Origin of the sequence: Streptomyces lasalocidi, assembly GCF_005280215.1 — a bacterium.
Lineage (GTDB): Bacteria > Actinomycetota > Actinomycetes > Streptomycetales > Streptomycetaceae > Streptomyces > Streptomyces longwoodensis.
Genome location: NZ_SZNQ01000001.1, coordinates 7,517,734 through 7,531,856 on the forward strand (window position 1 = coordinate 7,517,734; position 14,123 = coordinate 7,531,856).

Genomic DNA, 14,123 nt, shown 5'->3' on the forward strand with positions numbered 1-14,123 from the left:
CGAGGGGGAAAGATGACCGTCCATGAGCAAGCCACCTGCACGGGTCCGCCTGGCCGACGCCGCGTTCGCCCTCTTCGACGAGCGTGGTTACGAGCAGACGACCGTCGACGACATCGCCGAGCGGGCAGGGGTCGGACGGACGACGTTCTTCCGGCACTACCGGTCCAAGGAAGACGTGATCTTCCCCGACCACGACCGGCTCCTGGAGCTGATCGACCACCGGCTGGCCACGTCGAGCCACAGCACCGCCCTGGTCGCCGTGTCCGACGCGGTACGGCTGGTGCTGCTGCACTACCTGGACGAGGGGGACCTGGCGCGGCGGCGGTACGCGCTCACCAGCAAGGTGGCCGCCCTGCGGGACCGCGAGATCGCCAGCGTGGCCCGCTACCAGCGGCTGTTCCGCGAGTTCATCGCCGCCTGGATGGGGGACCCGACGAAGTCGGCGTCGCTGCGGGCCGAGCTGATGGCCGCGGCGGTGGTCTCCGCCCACAACCACGTGCTGCGGCGCTGGCTGCGCGGCGAGTCGGCCGACCCGGTCGCCGAGGTGGACGAGGCCATGCACGAGGTCCTCGCCCTCTTCCCCGCGCGCCCCGCCCCGTCGGGCTCCGGCGGCACGACCGTCGTCGCGTTCCGCAGCGCACAGGACCTCGACACGCTGCTGCCCGAGCTGCGCCGCCTGATGGAGGTCGGGCCGGAACGGTGAGCGGGCCGACCTCCGTCGGACGCGCCCCCACGGACGTCGGACGTCGGACGTCGGAGGCCGGACGTCGTTCGCCCGTTCCTCCCCTCAGGTCACCGGTCCCGTCACCCGCGGCGTCGGGTCGTACGCGCCCTCGGCCACGATGTCGCGCAGGCACCGTGCCGCCGTGAGCAGGTCGCCGTGGGTGGTGTAGAGCCCGTGGACACCGAAGCGCAGCAGGTCGGGGGCGCGCATGTCGGCGATCACTCCCCGCTCGGCCAGCGCGCGCGTCAGGGCGTGGGCGTGCGGGTGGCGCAGGGAGACCTGGCTGCCGCGGCGGTCCGGGTCGGCCGGGGTGACGGAGGTGAAGCCGAACGGGGCGAGCAGCTCGTCGGCGCAGCGCAGGAAGAACCCGGTCAGCGACAGGCTCTTGGCCCGGACGTCGGCGAGGTTCACGCCGTCGTAGGCGGTCAGGGCCGCTTCGAGGGCGAGCAGGGACAGGACCGGGGGCGTGCCGATGCGGGCCCGGGCGATGCCGGGGGCGGGTGCGTAGTCCCTGCTGAGGCCGAACGGGTCGGCGTGGCCCGTCCAGCCGGGCAGCGGGGTGCGCAGCCCCGGGTGGTGGCGGTGGGCCACGTACAGGTACGCGGGTGCGCCGGGGCCGCCGGAGAGGAACTTGTAGCCGCAGCCCACGGCGAAGTCGACGCCGAGGGCGTCCAGTTCGACGGGCAGGGCGCCGGCCGCGTGGCACAGGTCCCACACGACGAGCGCGCCGGCGTCGTGCGCGGCCCGCGTCAGGGCCCGCACGTCGAACAGTTCGCCGGTGCGGAAGTCGACGGGCGAGTAGCTGACCACGGCCACCCGCTCGCCCTCCGAGCGCAGGAAGCCGGCCAGCTCGGCCGGGGGCACCCGTCGCAGTTCGAGGCCCCGGCGCTCGGCGACCGCGGCGGCCACGTAGCGGTCGGTGGGGAAGTGGCCGGGGTCGGTGACGAGCAGGGTGCGGTCCGGCCGGAGCGATACGGCCGCGTCCAGGGCGGTGTACAGCTGCACACTGGTGGAGTCGCCCGCGACGGTCTGGCCCGGCGCGGCGCCGACGATCGCGCCGATCGCGTCGCCCACCCGCAGCGGCGCCTCCCACCAGCCGTTGTCGTTCCAGGAGCCGATCAGGTCGGTGCCCCACTGCCGGGTCACGACGTCGGTGAGGACCGGCGGGACGGCGGCGGGCAGCGGACCGAGGGAGTTGCCGTCGAGGTAGACGACGTCCGGCGGGAGCAGGAAGCGGTCACGCGCGTGCGCCAGCGGGTCGTCGGCGTCGAGGCGCGCGGCGGCCTCGGCCAGATCGGTCGCCGTAGTGGTGGTCGGTGCGGGGGGCGTCGGCGTGGCGGTCATCGGTGCGCGGCCTCCTCGTGGGCCTTTTCCGGCCGGCGGTCCGGGAAGGCGGCCGCCATCTCGCGGAGGGTGTCGGCGACGGCCCGGGCGCCGGACGCGTCCGGTTCGATGAGGGTGTAGTGGCCGGTGCCGGGCAGGACGACCGTGCGCAGGTCGTGGTGGACGGCCGCGTAGTCGGCGAACTGGGTGAGCGGGACCTCCTCGTCCACGGCGCCGTGCAGCAGGACGGTCGGCACGCCGGTCGTGCCCGCGCCGCGCAGCAGGGTCAGCGGGTCGACCTGGGGCAGGCGCTCCGCGAAGTGCTCGGTCCCGCCGAGGAGTTGCAGGGCCGCGCCGTTGCTGAGGTCGTCGTCGCGGGTGGCGACGAGGTCGGTGAGCGGCGCCAGGGCCAGGACGCTCGTCGGCAGGGTGCGGGTGTGCCAGCGCGAGCCGGCCGGCAGCAGCCCGCGCGCGGCGCACCACAGGGCCAGGTGCCCGCCCGAGCAGTGCCCTGCCAGAACGTACGGCCGCCCGTCGGGGAGCGTGTCGACGATGCGGGCCACGTCGTCGAAGGTCTCGGGGTATCCGCCCGCCCCGCCCGAGCGGCGGAAGCCGGGCAGCAGGACGTCGAAGCCCTGTCCGGCCAGGTAGGCGGCGAACGGGGTCAGGTGCATCCGGTCGTAGCGCCAGTAGCCGCCGTGCAGCAGGATCACCCGCGGCGCGTCGGGGTCGTCCGCGGGCCAGGCGTCGTACACCTGGTGGGGGTGGTCGCCGTAGCGGCCGTGCACCGGAGCCAGGACCGGCTTCAGGCTGAGGACGCGCTTCTCCTCCTCGGCGGCGAAGGCGGAGATGACCCTAGACGTCACCGCGCACCTCCCACAGCTCCGGGAAGACCGGGCGGGCCGCGCGCTGCTCCAGCCACGCCAGGCCCGAGGAGCCGGCGCTGCCCGGCTTGGAACCCATGGCGCGGCGCACCACCAGGACGTGCTCGAAGCGCCAGCGGGTGACCAGTTCGGCGATGTCGGTGAGCAACTCGCCCAGCGCCAGGTAGGGGTGGTGCTGCGGGCCGGCGTAGATCTCCCGCCACACGTCCAACACCCCCGGGTCGGAGGCGTAGGGCTCGGTGACGTCCCGCTCGCGGACGCGCATCGGCACGTGCAGGCCCTGGCGGTGCAGGAAGCCCAGCACCTCGTCGTACAGGGAGGGTTCGCGGTAGGTCTCGCTGAGCGCCTCGTGGACGGCGGGGTCGCCCCGGTGGGAGCGCAGCAGTCCGGCGGACTTGTCGCCGAGGAGGAACTCCAGGTGGCGGTACATCGCCGACTGGAAACCCGACGCCTTGCCGAACGCGGCCCGGAACCCGTTGAACTGGGCGGGCGTCAGGGCGGCGATCGGCGCCCAGGCGCCGTTGAGCGCGGTCAGCGCGCGACGGCTGCGGGTGAGGGCGTCCATCGCCGCCGGCAGGTCGTCCTTGGCGAAGGCCACCCGCGCGGTGCGCCACTCGTGGACGATCAGGGTGAACCAGAGTTCCATCACCTGGGTGGTGACGAGGAAGCCCATCTCGTCCGGCGCGTCGGTGAGCGGCTGCTGCATCGAGTTGAGCACGGAGGCGTGCACGTAGCTGTCGTAGGGGCTGGCACCGGTGAAGGGCCGGGTCAGGGCGTCGTCCGCGATCGGGTCGGCGAGCGCGGTGGAGGGGTTGTTCATCGCATCTCCTGGTGCTGCGGTCGTGCGGACCACGGCCGCGTGAGGGTGCGGCGGGTGTGGGGGGAAGGCCGGGGGCCGGGGGTCAGACGCCGAGGTGGGCTCCGCCGGAGGCGTCGATCCACTGGCCGGTCACCCAGCGGGCGTCGTCGCTCGCGACGAAGGCGACCACGTCGGCGATGTCCGTGGGCTGTCCGAGCCGGTTGAAGGTGGACGCCTCGGAGTAACGGCGGCGGATCTCCGGGATCGCCAGCGTGGGGTTGATCTCGGTCTCGGTGTAGCCGGGGGCCACCGCGTTGACGGTGATGCCCCGCGGGCCCAGCTCCTGGGCGAGGGTCAGGGTGAGGTGGTCGAGGGCGGCCTTGGTCATGGTGTACGAGACGATCGCCGGGAAGGCGACCCGGGTGGCCACGGAGGAGATGTTGATGATCCGGCCGCCGTCGCGCAGCCGGGCCAGGCCGCGCTGGATGATGAAGAACGGCGCCTTGGTGTTGATCGCGAACACCCGGTCGTAGTCGGCCTCGGTGACGTCGGCGAGGGGGCGCGGGACGGTGATGCCCGCGTTGTTGACCAGGATGTCCAGGCCGCCGTCCGCGCCCTGTTCGGCGAGCGCCCGGTCGAAGGCGGACCACAGGGTGTCGGCGTCGCCGGGCACGCCGAGTTCGGCGTGGACGGCGAACGCCCGGCCGCCGTCGGCCTCGATCTCCTTGACGGTCCGCTCGGCGGCGGTCAGGTCGTGGCCGTAGTGCACGGCCACCAGCGCGCCCTCGTGGGCGAGGCGACGGCTGATGGCCCGGCCGATTCCCCGGCTGCCGCCGGTGACCAGGGCGGTCTTGCCTGCAAGGCGGGCGGTGCTGCTCAACGTACGTCTCCTTCGCTGGGGGCGGGCGGGGTGGGGTGGTCCGGGGCGGGGGTGATCACGCGGCGGGGTGTCATGCGTCGAAGTCCAGGACGACCTCGGGGGTCTCCGGACGGGCCCGGCACACGAGGGTGTAGCCCGCGGCGCGGTCGTGGTCGTCCAGGGCGTGCTGCCGGTCGGCCCGCACCCGCCCGGACAGCACCTTGGCGCGGCAGCTCCCGCACACGCCCTCGCGGCAGGCGTAGGGCACGTCCGGGTGCGCGCGCAGCAGGGCGTCGAGGATCACCGTGTCCTGGGGCCCGACGGTGGCGTGCCGGCGGTGCCCGTCGAGCAGGACGGTGACGTGGCCGGCGTCGGCGGCCGGGGGCGGCGGGGTGCTCTGGGTGACGGCGGCCGGTGCCGGGTCGGTGGGTGCCGCGTCCGGGGTGAACAACTCCCAGCGGACGAGCCCGGGTTCCGCGCCCCAGCCGTCCAGGAACCGCCGCACGGTGGCGATCAGGCCCGGGGGCCCGCACAGGGCGAACGTGGTGTCGCCGGAGGGCCGGGCGTCGAGGACGGTGAGCAGACGGGACAGCAGCCCGGCGTCGATCCGGCCGCGGAACGCGGCGCCCCCGGCGGCCCCCTCGTCGCGGGTGAGCACGTACTGGACGGTGAAGCGGTCGAGGAACGTGTCCTTGAGGGCGGCCAGTTCGTCGGAGAGCAGGGCGTGCGCGGCGGTCGGCACGGAGTGGACGAGGGACACCCGGCACGCGGGGTCCCGGCGCAGCACGTCGGCGGCCAGCGCGGCCAGCGGGGTGATGCCGGAGCCGCCGGCGATCAGGACGTGGTGGGCGCCGGGCAGGTCGGGCAGCGCGAAGTGGCCGGTCGGGGAGGAGAGTTCCAGGTGATCGCCGGGGGCCAGCCGGGCGGCGAGGACGCCGAAGCCGTCCGGTGCCCCGCGCTTGATCACCAGGCGGAGGGCCGTGGGGTCGTCCGGCGGCGGGCACAGCGAGTAGGTACGGCGCAGTTCGCCGTCGGGGCGCCGGTGGCGGACGACGACGTGCCGGCCGGGACGGTCGGCGAAGACCTCGCGCAGCGCGGCGGGCGCCTCCAGGGTGAGGGCCACGGCGTCCGGGGTGAGGGGGCACACCTCCGCGACCGTCACGGGGTGCCAGCGGGCGCGCGTACCCCCGGGCCCGGGCCGGTCCGCGGACGCGTCCGGCCGCGGGACGGCCGGTGGGGTGGCGGCGGTGGCGGCGGTGTTCACGGTGGGCCTCACAGCGCGGTCAGGTGGGGGAAGGGTTCGCGGCACGCCGTGCACCACAGCACCGACTGGCAGCGGGACGGCCCGAAGGGGCTGTGCGGCCGGGTGGCGCGTGAACCGCAGTGCGGGCAGGCGACCGCGCCCAGCTCCACGGCGACCGGGCCGCCGGCCGAGGCGGGCAGCGGCGGGGCGATGCCGTGGGCGGCGAGCGTACGCCGCCCGTCGGGAGTGATGCGGTCGGTGGTCCAGGGCGGCGACAGCACCTGCCGCACCCGGCCGTCGGGGTGGCCGCAGGCGGCCAGCACCTCCTGAACGGCGGCGGTGATCGCGGGCAGCGCGGGGCAGCCCAGGTAGGTGGGGGTGATCTCGACCTCCAGGACCCCGTCCGGTCCGGGGCCGACGGAGCCCACCACGCCCAGATCGCCGAGGCTGATCACGGGCAGCTCGGGGTCGGGCAGGGCCTCCACCCGGCCGCGCACCTCCGCCACGCCCAGGGGCGTCCCGCTGTGTCGTACGGCGCCCACCTCGGCGTTCACCCCGGCGCTCACCAGGTCCCCCCGGGGAACTGCCGGTGCACCGACTGCAGTTCGCCGATCAGGTCGGTGAACTCCTCGGTGTGCAGGCCGGAGCGGCCGCCCCGGGCCTGCCAGGAGGGCGTCGGCACGGTGAGTCCCGCACCGGTGACGACCTCGGTGACGCGCCGCTCCCACTCGGGGAGCAGCGGCGCCGGGGAGGGCACCGTGCCGGCGGCGGCAAGACGTCGTACGACGTCGTCCTCGTCGAAGAGTTCGGCCGTGTAGGGCCACACCCGCTCCAGGCCCTGCTGCATCCGGCGCGCGCTCTGCGGTGTGCCGAGGCCCAGTTGGCGGACCCAGCGGTCGGCGTGCAGCCGGTGGAAGGCGACCTCCTTGGCCGCCCGGGCGCCGAAGGCGGCCAGTTCGGGGTCCGGGCAGCCGGCCAGGGCCTCGTAGAGCAGCGTCGCGTAGTGGGTGTGGGCGAGCTGGCGCGCGACGGTCACCGCGAAGTCGCCGTTGGGCAGCTCCGTCAGCAGGGCGTTGGTGAACTCGCGTTCGCGGCGCGTGAAGGCGAGGTCGTCCTCGGTGCGGCCGGTGCCGTCGAGCCGCCCGGCGAGGGTGAGCAGCGTCCGCGCGTGGCCGACGAGGTCGAGGGCGATGTTGGACAGGGCCAGGTCTTCCTCGATCAGGGGCGCCCGCGTGATCCACGCGCACAGCCGCTGCCCGAGCACCAGGGCGTCGTCGCCCAGGCGCAGCAGGTAGGTGGCGAGGTCGGCACCGGCGGAGGAGCCGCCGGTGGTGTCCACCCGGGTCTCACTGGACGTGGTCACCTTCGGGCCCCTTCTCGGTGAGCGGCGGGAAGTGCTCGGGGTAGCGGTACGGCTTGTGCCGGGCGCCCGCGAAGTACGGGTCGCGTTCGTCCGGGGACGCCGTGTGCACGGTGTCCGAGCGCACCACCCACAGCGACAGCGGGTCGCCGCGGCGCGTGTACAGGTCGCGGGCGACGGCCAGCGCGGCGTCGGGACCGGTGGCCCGCACCGAGCCCACGTGCTGGTGGGCGAGTCCGCGGCGGGCCCGCAGGAAGACCTCCCAGGACGCGGGCGCGCCCTCGTCGTCACGGTTCATGCGCGCTCCTCCTGCGTCTGCCGGGGGACGTCCGCGCCCGGGCCCGCCGGTGCCCCGGCGGCCTCCTCGCGGGCCGCGTACGCGGCGGCGGCCTCCCGCACCCAGGCGCCGTCCTCGTGGGCGGCCCTGCGGTGGTCGATGCGCCGGCGCGCCCAGTGGGTCTCCTCGCCCAGGGCCGTGCGGTAGGTGTCCCAGTCGATCGGGGTGAAGTCGTAGTGCCCGCGTTCCTCGTTCCAGCGGATCGCCGGGTCGGGCAGGGTCAGACCGAGGCGCTCGGCCTGCGGGACGCATTGGTCGACGAAGCGCTGGCGGAGCTCGTCGTTGGTGTGCCGCTTGATGCCCCAGGCCATCGCGCGGCGCGAGACCGCGGCGCCGAGCGCGGCGGTGCGCGCGTCGGACCCGCCCGCCTGGGTGTCGGGCGGCCCGAACATCAGCGCCACGGCCGGCAGCCACCAGCGGTCCACCGCGTCCTGCGCCATCGCCTTCTGCTCGGGTGTGCCCTCGCACAGGGCGCGCATCAGGTCGTACCCCTGGCGCACGTGGAAGGCCTCCTCCTGGCAGACGCGGCGCATGGCCCGCGCGTACGGCCCGTACGACGTGCGGCACAGCGGGGCCTGGTTGATGACGGCGGCGCCGTCCGTCAGCCAGGCGATGGCGCCGGTGTCCGCCCAGGTCAGCGCCGGGTGGTTGAAGGTGGCGGAGGCGCGCTGGCGGCCGTGGTGCAGGGCGTCGAGGAGGTCGGCGCGGTCCACGCCCAGCGTCTCGGCGGCGGAGTACAGGTACAGGCCGTGGCCGGCCTCGTCCTGGACCTTGGCGATGAGCACCGACTTGCGGTGCAGGGACGGGGCGCGGGTCAGCCAGGCGCCCTCGGGCTGCATGCCGATGATCTCGGAGTGGGCGTGCTGGGCGATTTGCCGGGTCAGCATGCGGCGGTAGCCGTCGGGCATCCAGTCGCGGGGCTCGATCGTCTCACCCCCGGCGATCAACGCGTCGAAGTGGGCGAGGAGTTCGTCCTGCGCGGCGCCCGGGGCCGGCCCGGTGCCGTCGGCGACGGCGGTCGGCGTGTTCACCCGGCACCGCCCGGGGGGACGGGGGCCGCCGTGACGGCGGGGCGCACGGGGGACTCGGGGCGCACGGGCCGTCCTGCCGTGGACCGGACCCGTACCGGCTGCCTGGGCACGCGCATCACTCCCTGGTTCGGGGCCCGCCCGCGTCCCGCGGCGCGGGACGGACCGGGCGGAGCAGGTGTCTTCGTTCCGGTACAGAGGCCGGGCGCCCGCCCCGGCTATCCCCGCCGGCCGCCTTTCGGGCGCGTGACAAAGGTCACGGGCGGGCCGGGGGAGTGCGGACGGCCCGAGCCGCCTCTTGTGGGGGTGACAGTCCAGGCCCGCACGGCGGCCGGCGCGCCGCGGCGAAAGGGGAAACCATGAGCACCATCAGGGAGTTGCTGGTCGAACTCACCGGCACCGCCGAGTACGCGGACCAGGTCGGCGACGACGTCGACCTCGCGGCCAGCGGCATCGACTCCGGCGACCTGGTCCGCCTGGTGCTGCTCGTGGAGCAGCGGCTCGGCGTGGAGATCACCGCCGAGGACATGGAGGAGCTGCACACGATCGCCGACTACGAGCGGTTCGTCGCCGAGCGCTCCGTGGCCGGCGCCGCCGGCGGTGCGTGATGTGGCTGACCCAGCTGCTGGAGCGCAACCGGCAGTGCTGGCCCGACCGGGTCGCCCTCGTCGATGAGCAACGCAGCGTCACCTGGGCCGAGTTCCACGACCGCACCGCCGAACTCGCCCGCGGGCTCGCCGAGCTGGGCATCGAGCGCGGTGAGCGGGTCGCCGTCCTGTCCAAGGACCGCATCGAGGTCCTGGAGAGCTACTTCGCCCTCGCCCGCCTGGGCGCGCTGTTCGTGCCGCTGAACCACAGCCTGGCCGAGCCCGAGGTGACCGGCATCGTCGAGCGCGTCGGCGCGGTGGCGGTGCTCGGCGAGTCGGAGCTGCTGGACCGCCACCCCCGGCTGCCGGAGTCGGTGCGGCTCCGGCTGGCGCTGGACAAGCCCGCCTTCGCGACCCTGGGCACCCTGGCGCCCGAGCGGGACCTGCCCGTGGTCGCCGACACGGACCCGATCGCCGTGCTGCACACCTCGGCGACCACCGGACAGGCCAAGGGCGTCACCGTCGACAGCGCCTCGTTCCGGGCGATCGCGCTGGGCTGGCTGGTCATGGCCCGGCCCACCGACGACATCGTCATGGTCAACTGCTGCCCGCTGTACCACGGCAGCATGGTCGTCTCGCTCACCTACCTGGCGGCCGGCGCCACCGTCGTGCTGCTGCCCGGCTTCACCCCGCAGCGGGCGCTGACCGCGGTGGAGCGCCACCGGGCCACGCACATGTGGATGGTGCCGCAGATGCTGCGGTTCATGCTCCAGGCCAAGTCCTCGCAGCGCACCGACTTCACCTCCCTGCGCGAGATCCTCTACGGCGCCGCGCCGATGCCCCTCGACGTGTACGCGGACGCGGTGGAGCGGCTGGGCTGCGGCTTCCGCCAGGTGTACGGCATGACCGAGGTCGGCGGCCCGTTCGTCACCCTCGGCCCCGACGAGCACCCCGCACCGGGCGACGTCACCGCGCGCATCCCGTGCGGGCGGGTCGTGCCGGGCATGTCGGCGCGCGCCGTCGACCGGGAGGGCCGGGAGGTGCCGCGCGGCGAGATCGGCGAGATCGTGGTGCGCGGGCCGGGCGTCATGCAGGGCTACTGGAACGACCCCGGCGCCACCCGTGAGATCACTCTCGACGGGTGGACGCGGACGGGCGACCTGGGGTTCGTCGACGACAAGGGCCGCATCAGCCTGGTCGACCGGACCAAGGACGTCATCATCCGCGCCGGGCAGAACGTCTACCCCTCGGAGATCGAACGCGCCCTGATGACCCACCCGGCGGTCCACGACGCGGCGGTCGTCGGCATGCCCGACGAGGACTACGGCGAGGTGCCGCTGGCCTACGTCGCCCTGGAGCCGGACACGGACGCGAGCGCGGCGGAACTGCTGGGCCACGTGGCCCGGTTGCTCGCGCCGTACAAGCGCCCGCGGAGCGTGGAGTTCATCGAGCAGGTGCCGCGCAACCCCGCCGGGAAGATCATCAAGAAGCTGCTGCGGGTCTGACGGTGAGGGGCGCGGGCCTCGCCGGCGGCTCCGACCGGGCCGTCCGGGACGCGCATGCCGCCGGGGGCCAGGTGACAGCCGGAGTGCCCGCGGCCGTCGCCGCGCTCACGCGGCTGCGGCCCTGCCTGGCCGCCGCAGGGCTCGGTCTCGGCCTCGCCCACGTCGGCGAGCCCGGGCTGTGCCCGGCCGGCCCGGCGGAGGCGTCGGCGGCGGCGACCATGACACCGGGCCGCCGCCGCGAGTTCCTGGCCGGGCGCGAGGCCGCCCGCCGGGCCCTGCGCGCGGTGGGCGTGGACTGCGGTGAGATCCCCCGCGAGGGGCGGCTGCCGGTGTTCGCCCCCGGGCGGTCGGCGTCGATCACGCACAGCGCCGGGATCGCCGTCGCCGTCGCCCGCGCGCCGGGTGAGCACGCCCCGCTCGGCTGTGACCTGGAGCTGCGGCCACTGCCGTGCGACGCGGCACGGCTGGTGCTGGTTCCGGACGAGGAGTCGCTGCTCGGCGAACCCGCGACGGCCGGGGGCGGACCCTGGTCGCTGACGGGCCTGTTCTCCGCCAAGGAGGCCGCCTGGAAGGCGCTGCACCTCGTGCCGGGGCCGGCCGGCACCGCGTCGATGCGGACCCTGCGCGACCTGCGGGCCGAGCCGTACGGCGACGTTCTGCACATCGGCCCACGCATCGATCGGCACGTCGGCCCGCGCATCGCCCCGAGCAGCCGTCCGCGCATCGCTTCGCGTGCCGGGCAGTCGTACGGAGTGCGGGTGCGCATGCGGGTGCAGGTGCGGGTCCTGCCGGTCGGCGCGGGCGTGTTCAGCTACGTGGTCGGCTGGGCCGACGCCGACGGGAGGTCGACGCCCGAACCGACGGCGAGGCGGTCGTAGGGGGCGCCGGTGCCGGGGCCGGCCGCGCCGAGGAGACCGCCGACCATGGCGAGGCCGGTGTCGTTGAGGGCGCCGTCGTGGATGGCGTAGACGTGGCGGGGCGCGACCTCGCGGACGTAGTCGATCAGTCGGCCGGTGGTGGACCAGGGGCCGTGCACCGGCAGCAGCAGGGTGTCCACGGGGGTCTCCGGGACGGTCAGGGCGTCGCCGGGGTGGAAGAGCGTGCCGTCGACGAGGAAACCGACGTTGCCCACGCGCGGGATGTCCGGGTGGAGGATCTCGTGCCAGGTGCCGTGCACCTCGACGCCGAAGCCGGCGGCCTCGAACGCCTCGCCGTGGCCGACCGCCGTGACCCGCCCGCCGAGGCCGTCGAGCCGGCCGGCCACGGACGCGTCGGTCCAGATCCGCAGCGCGGGATTCGCCTCCGCCGCCCGGCGCAGGTTCTCCTCGGAGAAGTGGTCGAAGTGCTCGTGGGTGACCAGGACGGCGTCCGCCCCGTCGAGCACCCGCGGGTCCGTCAGGCCGCCGGGGTCGAGGACCAGGCGCCGGCCGTCCTTCTCGACGCCGACGCAGGCGTGACCGTGCTTGATGAGCCGCATGGCGGGCTCCTCCCGTGAAAATATGCAACTAGATTGTACAACCAGACTGTACAACATGGTTGTGTGGCGTCGTTAGGATGAGTGCCATGGACGACACTCTCGCCGAGGACCTGCGGCGCGCCGTGGGGGACTTGGTGCGTGCCGCGCGCACCGTCGACACGATGCCCGCGGGGGAGGCGGCCGTCCTCGGCCACCTCGACCGCGGCGGGCCGTACACGACCGCCGAACTCGCCCAGCTGCGCGGCGTGACGCACCAGTCGGCCGCCAAGACCGTCAAGGAGCTCCAGGCCGCCGGGCTGGTGCGCGCCGAACCGCACCCGACCGACGGCCGCAAGCTGCTGCTGCACCTCACCGACACCGGGCGTCGGCGTCTGGACGGGGAGCGTGACCGGCGGGCCGACTGGCTCACCGCGGCCATCGAGGACGCCCTCAGCGCCCGGGAGCAGGAGCAGCTGCGCCGGTGCGTCCCGCTGATCGCCCGGCTGGCCGGCCGCCTGAACGAGCGCTGAGGGCCCGGGGACCGCGAGGCCCCGCACCCGGGCGGTGACGCACCGGACGCGGGGCCTTCGTCCCCTTCGTCGGCCGGGCTCAGGCGCGCGCGTTGACCAGTGCCGCCATGTTGCCCGCCGGGTGGCGGTTCTCGTGGATGAGCTGGTGGGCCAGGCCGATCTCGTCGAAGGCGAAGGTGCGCGACAGGCACGGGTCGATGACGCCCTGCGCGATCAGCCGCGTCACCTCGCGCGCCTCCCGGGCACTGGCGACGTGCGAGCCCTGGAGCCGCTTCTGCCGCATCCACAGGAAGCGCAGGTCCACGTCGCCGTTGTAGCCGGTGGTGCCGCCGCACAGGACGACCATGCCGCCGTTGTCGCACAGGTACATCGACGTGGGCACGGTGTCGGCGCCGGAGTGCTCCAGCACGATGCGCGGGCTGCGGCGCTCGCCGAGCACCTCCCAGAACCGCCGGCCGAAGGCGCGCACCCCGCTCAGCCAGCGGGCCATGGCCTCCTCGTCGGAGGTGTCCGGCAGCCGTCCCCAGTGGTCGAACTCGCGCCGGTCGATGTAGCCCTCGGCGCCGAGCTTGAGGCAGAACTCGCCGCGCTCCGGGCTGGAGACGACCGCCACCGGGATCCCGCCGACGTGGCGGACGAGCTGGATGGCGATGGAGCCGAGCCCGCCCGCGCCGCCCCAGATCAGCACCGGGTCGCCCGGGCGCACGGTGTGCGGCTGCCAGCCGAAGAGCTGGCGGTAGGCGGTGGCGGCGGTCGCCATGTAGCAGGCGGCCTCCGCCCAGGACAGCCGGGCCGGCTTGGGGTGGAGCATGTAGTCGTCGACGACCGCGAACTGGGCGAACGAGCCGTAGTTCTCCTCGTAGCCCCACACCCGCTGGCTGGAGGAGAAGGCCGGGTCGGCACCGAGGCGGATGTCCTCGGCGGACTCGTCCCAGCGGTTGGCGAGGACCACGACCTCGTCGCCGAGTTCGACGCCCCGCACGTCCTCGCCGACCGCCCACACGATGCCCGACAGGTCCGAGCCGCCGATGTGGAAGTCCTCGGTGGCACCGGCCTTCTGCCGGGCGGTGATCACGTCGAGCGGTTCGCCCAGCGCCGCCCAGACGTTGTTGTAGTTGATGCCGGCCGCCATCACCTTCACCGCGACCTGTCCGCGGCCGACGGGCGGTACGTCCACCACCTCGGTGCGGAAGGCGTCGACGGGCTGTCCGTAGCGCTCGCGGCGGATGAGCGAGGCGTACATCCGGCGGGGGACGGTGCCGATCTCGGGCGCGTCGCCGAGCTCGTAGAGGTCCTGGGTCGCGGTCACGCGGGGTCTCCTGAACGGTCGGGCGTACTCGGATGGGGGGACGGGCGTGCGGAGGCGCACCCGGGTGGACGGACGGGCCGACGGGGTGTGCGCGGACGGGCCGACGGGGCGTGCTCGGGCGGGCGGCCGGGCCCCGGCGGCCCTCGACGGCGCGTGCGCTGCACCTGCGGGGTCCCGGC

The 14,123-nt window shown here is 74.8% G+C and carries 16 protein-coding genes; 5 read left to right on the plus strand and 11 right to left on the minus strand.

What is annotated here, in order from left to right; genetic code table 11:
* Positions 1 to 22 precede the first annotated feature (22 nt).
* Positions 23 to 703 (plus strand): TetR/AcrR family transcriptional regulator, encoded by a 681-nt coding sequence (locus E4U91_RS33885; RefSeq protein ID WP_137310337.1) that lies wholly within the window; start codon positions 23 to 25, stop codon positions 701 to 703.
* Between the two features lie 84 nt (positions 704 to 787).
* On the opposite strand, the gene kynU is transcribed toward E4U91_RS33885, so the two are convergent.
* From kynU to paaA, 9 genes are all read right to left on the minus strand, one after another.
* The gene (kynU, locus tag E4U91_RS33890) at positions 788 to 2,068 is read right to left on the minus strand and encodes a kynureninase (protein ID WP_137310338.1); all 1,281 of its coding nucleotides are present in this window, start codon (positions 2,066 to 2,068) and stop codon (positions 788 to 790) included.
* The gene (locus E4U91_RS33895; RefSeq protein ID WP_137310339.1) at positions 2,065 to 2,913 is read right to left on the minus strand and encodes an alpha/beta hydrolase; all 849 of its coding nucleotides are present in this window, start codon (positions 2,911 to 2,913) and stop codon (positions 2,065 to 2,067) included. Before E4U91_RS33895 ends, kynU begins: the two co-directional genes overlap by 4 nt.
* A complete protein-coding gene (locus E4U91_RS33900; protein WP_137310340.1) occupies positions 2,903 to 3,751 on the minus strand; it encodes a tryptophan 2,3-dioxygenase in 849 nt (282 codons plus the stop codon). The genes E4U91_RS33895 and E4U91_RS33900 overlap by 11 nt, the downstream gene beginning before the upstream one ends.
* A gap of 82 nt (positions 3,752 to 3,833) precedes the next feature.
* Entirely contained in the window at positions 3,834 to 4,610 is a 777-nt protein-coding gene (locus E4U91_RS33905; RefSeq protein WP_137310341.1) for a glucose 1-dehydrogenase, read from the minus strand.
* Positions 4,611 to 4,680: 70 nt separating this feature from the next.
* Positions 4,681 to 5,853, minus strand: coding sequence for a 2Fe-2S iron-sulfur cluster-binding protein (locus E4U91_RS33910; RefSeq protein ID WP_137310342.1), 1,173 nt, complete (start codon positions 5,851 to 5,853; stop codon positions 4,681 to 4,683).
* 8 nt (positions 5,854 to 5,861) lie between these two features.
* Positions 5,862 to 6,398, minus strand: a complete 537-nt coding sequence (gene paaD, locus E4U91_RS33915) for a 1,2-phenylacetyl-CoA epoxidase subunit PaaD (protein ID WP_437112867.1) — start codon at positions 6,396 to 6,398, stop codon at positions 5,862 to 5,864.
* Entirely contained in the window at positions 6,395 to 7,195 is an 801-nt protein-coding gene (gene paaC / locus E4U91_RS33920) for a 1,2-phenylacetyl-CoA epoxidase subunit PaaC (RefSeq protein ID WP_422070926.1), read from the minus strand. Before paaC ends, paaD begins: the two co-directional genes overlap by 4 nt.
* Positions 7,179 to 7,490 carry a 1,2-phenylacetyl-CoA epoxidase subunit B gene (locus E4U91_RS33925; protein WP_137310343.1) on the minus strand — a complete coding sequence of 104 codons (312 nt, stop codon included), beginning with the start codon at positions 7,488 to 7,490 and terminating at the stop codon, positions 7,179 to 7,181. Before E4U91_RS33925 ends, paaC begins: the two co-directional genes overlap by 17 nt.
* Positions 7,487 to 8,560 (minus strand): 1,2-phenylacetyl-CoA epoxidase subunit PaaA, encoded by a 1,074-nt coding sequence (gene paaA / locus E4U91_RS33930; protein ID WP_137310344.1) that lies wholly within the window; start codon positions 8,558 to 8,560, stop codon positions 7,487 to 7,489. Before paaA ends, E4U91_RS33925 begins: the two co-directional genes overlap by 4 nt.
* A 356-nt stretch (positions 8,561 to 8,916) precedes the next feature.
* On the opposite strand from paaA, the gene E4U91_RS33940 reads away from it, so the two are divergent.
* The 3 genes from E4U91_RS33940 to E4U91_RS33950 all read left to right on the plus strand — a co-directional run bounded on the left by E4U91_RS33940 (position 8,917) and on the right by E4U91_RS33950 (position 11,527).
* Positions 8,917 to 9,165, plus strand: a complete 249-nt coding sequence (locus E4U91_RS33940) for an acyl carrier protein (protein WP_067238345.1) — start codon at positions 8,917 to 8,919, stop codon at positions 9,163 to 9,165.
* Positions 9,165 to 10,649 carry a class I adenylate-forming enzyme family protein gene (locus E4U91_RS33945; RefSeq protein WP_137310345.1) on the plus strand — a complete coding sequence of 495 codons (1,485 nt, stop codon included), beginning with the start codon at positions 9,165 to 9,167 and terminating at the stop codon, positions 10,647 to 10,649. Before E4U91_RS33940 ends, E4U91_RS33945 begins: the two co-directional genes overlap by 1 nt.
* 83 nt (positions 10,650 to 10,732) lie before the next feature.
* On the plus strand, positions 10,733 to 11,527 hold the full coding sequence (locus E4U91_RS33950) for an enterobactin synthetase (RefSeq protein ID WP_137311148.1): 795 nt from the start codon (positions 10,733 to 10,735) through the stop codon (positions 11,525 to 11,527).
* On the opposite strand, the gene E4U91_RS33955 is transcribed toward E4U91_RS33950, so the two are convergent.
* Positions 11,461 to 12,126, minus strand: a complete 666-nt coding sequence (locus E4U91_RS33955) for an MBL fold metallo-hydrolase (RefSeq protein WP_137310346.1) — start codon at positions 12,124 to 12,126, stop codon at positions 11,461 to 11,463. The genes E4U91_RS33950 and E4U91_RS33955 overlap by 67 nt on opposite strands.
* Positions 12,127 to 12,212: 86 nt before the next feature.
* Between E4U91_RS33955 and E4U91_RS33960 the strand changes: the two genes are divergently transcribed.
* Complete coding sequence (locus E4U91_RS33960; RefSeq protein ID WP_137310347.1) at positions 12,213 to 12,635, plus strand: MarR family winged helix-turn-helix transcriptional regulator; 423 nt, start codon at positions 12,213 to 12,215, stop codon at positions 12,633 to 12,635.
* A 79-nt stretch (positions 12,636 to 12,714) separates the two neighbouring features.
* Here the strand turns inward: E4U91_RS33960 and ccrA are convergent, their stop codons facing one another.
* Positions 12,715 to 13,944 carry a crotonyl-CoA carboxylase/reductase gene (gene ccrA, locus E4U91_RS33965; protein WP_137310348.1) on the minus strand — a complete coding sequence of 410 codons (1,230 nt, stop codon included), beginning with the start codon at positions 13,942 to 13,944 and terminating at the stop codon, positions 12,715 to 12,717.
* Between the last annotated feature and the right edge of the window lie 179 nt (positions 13,945 to 14,123).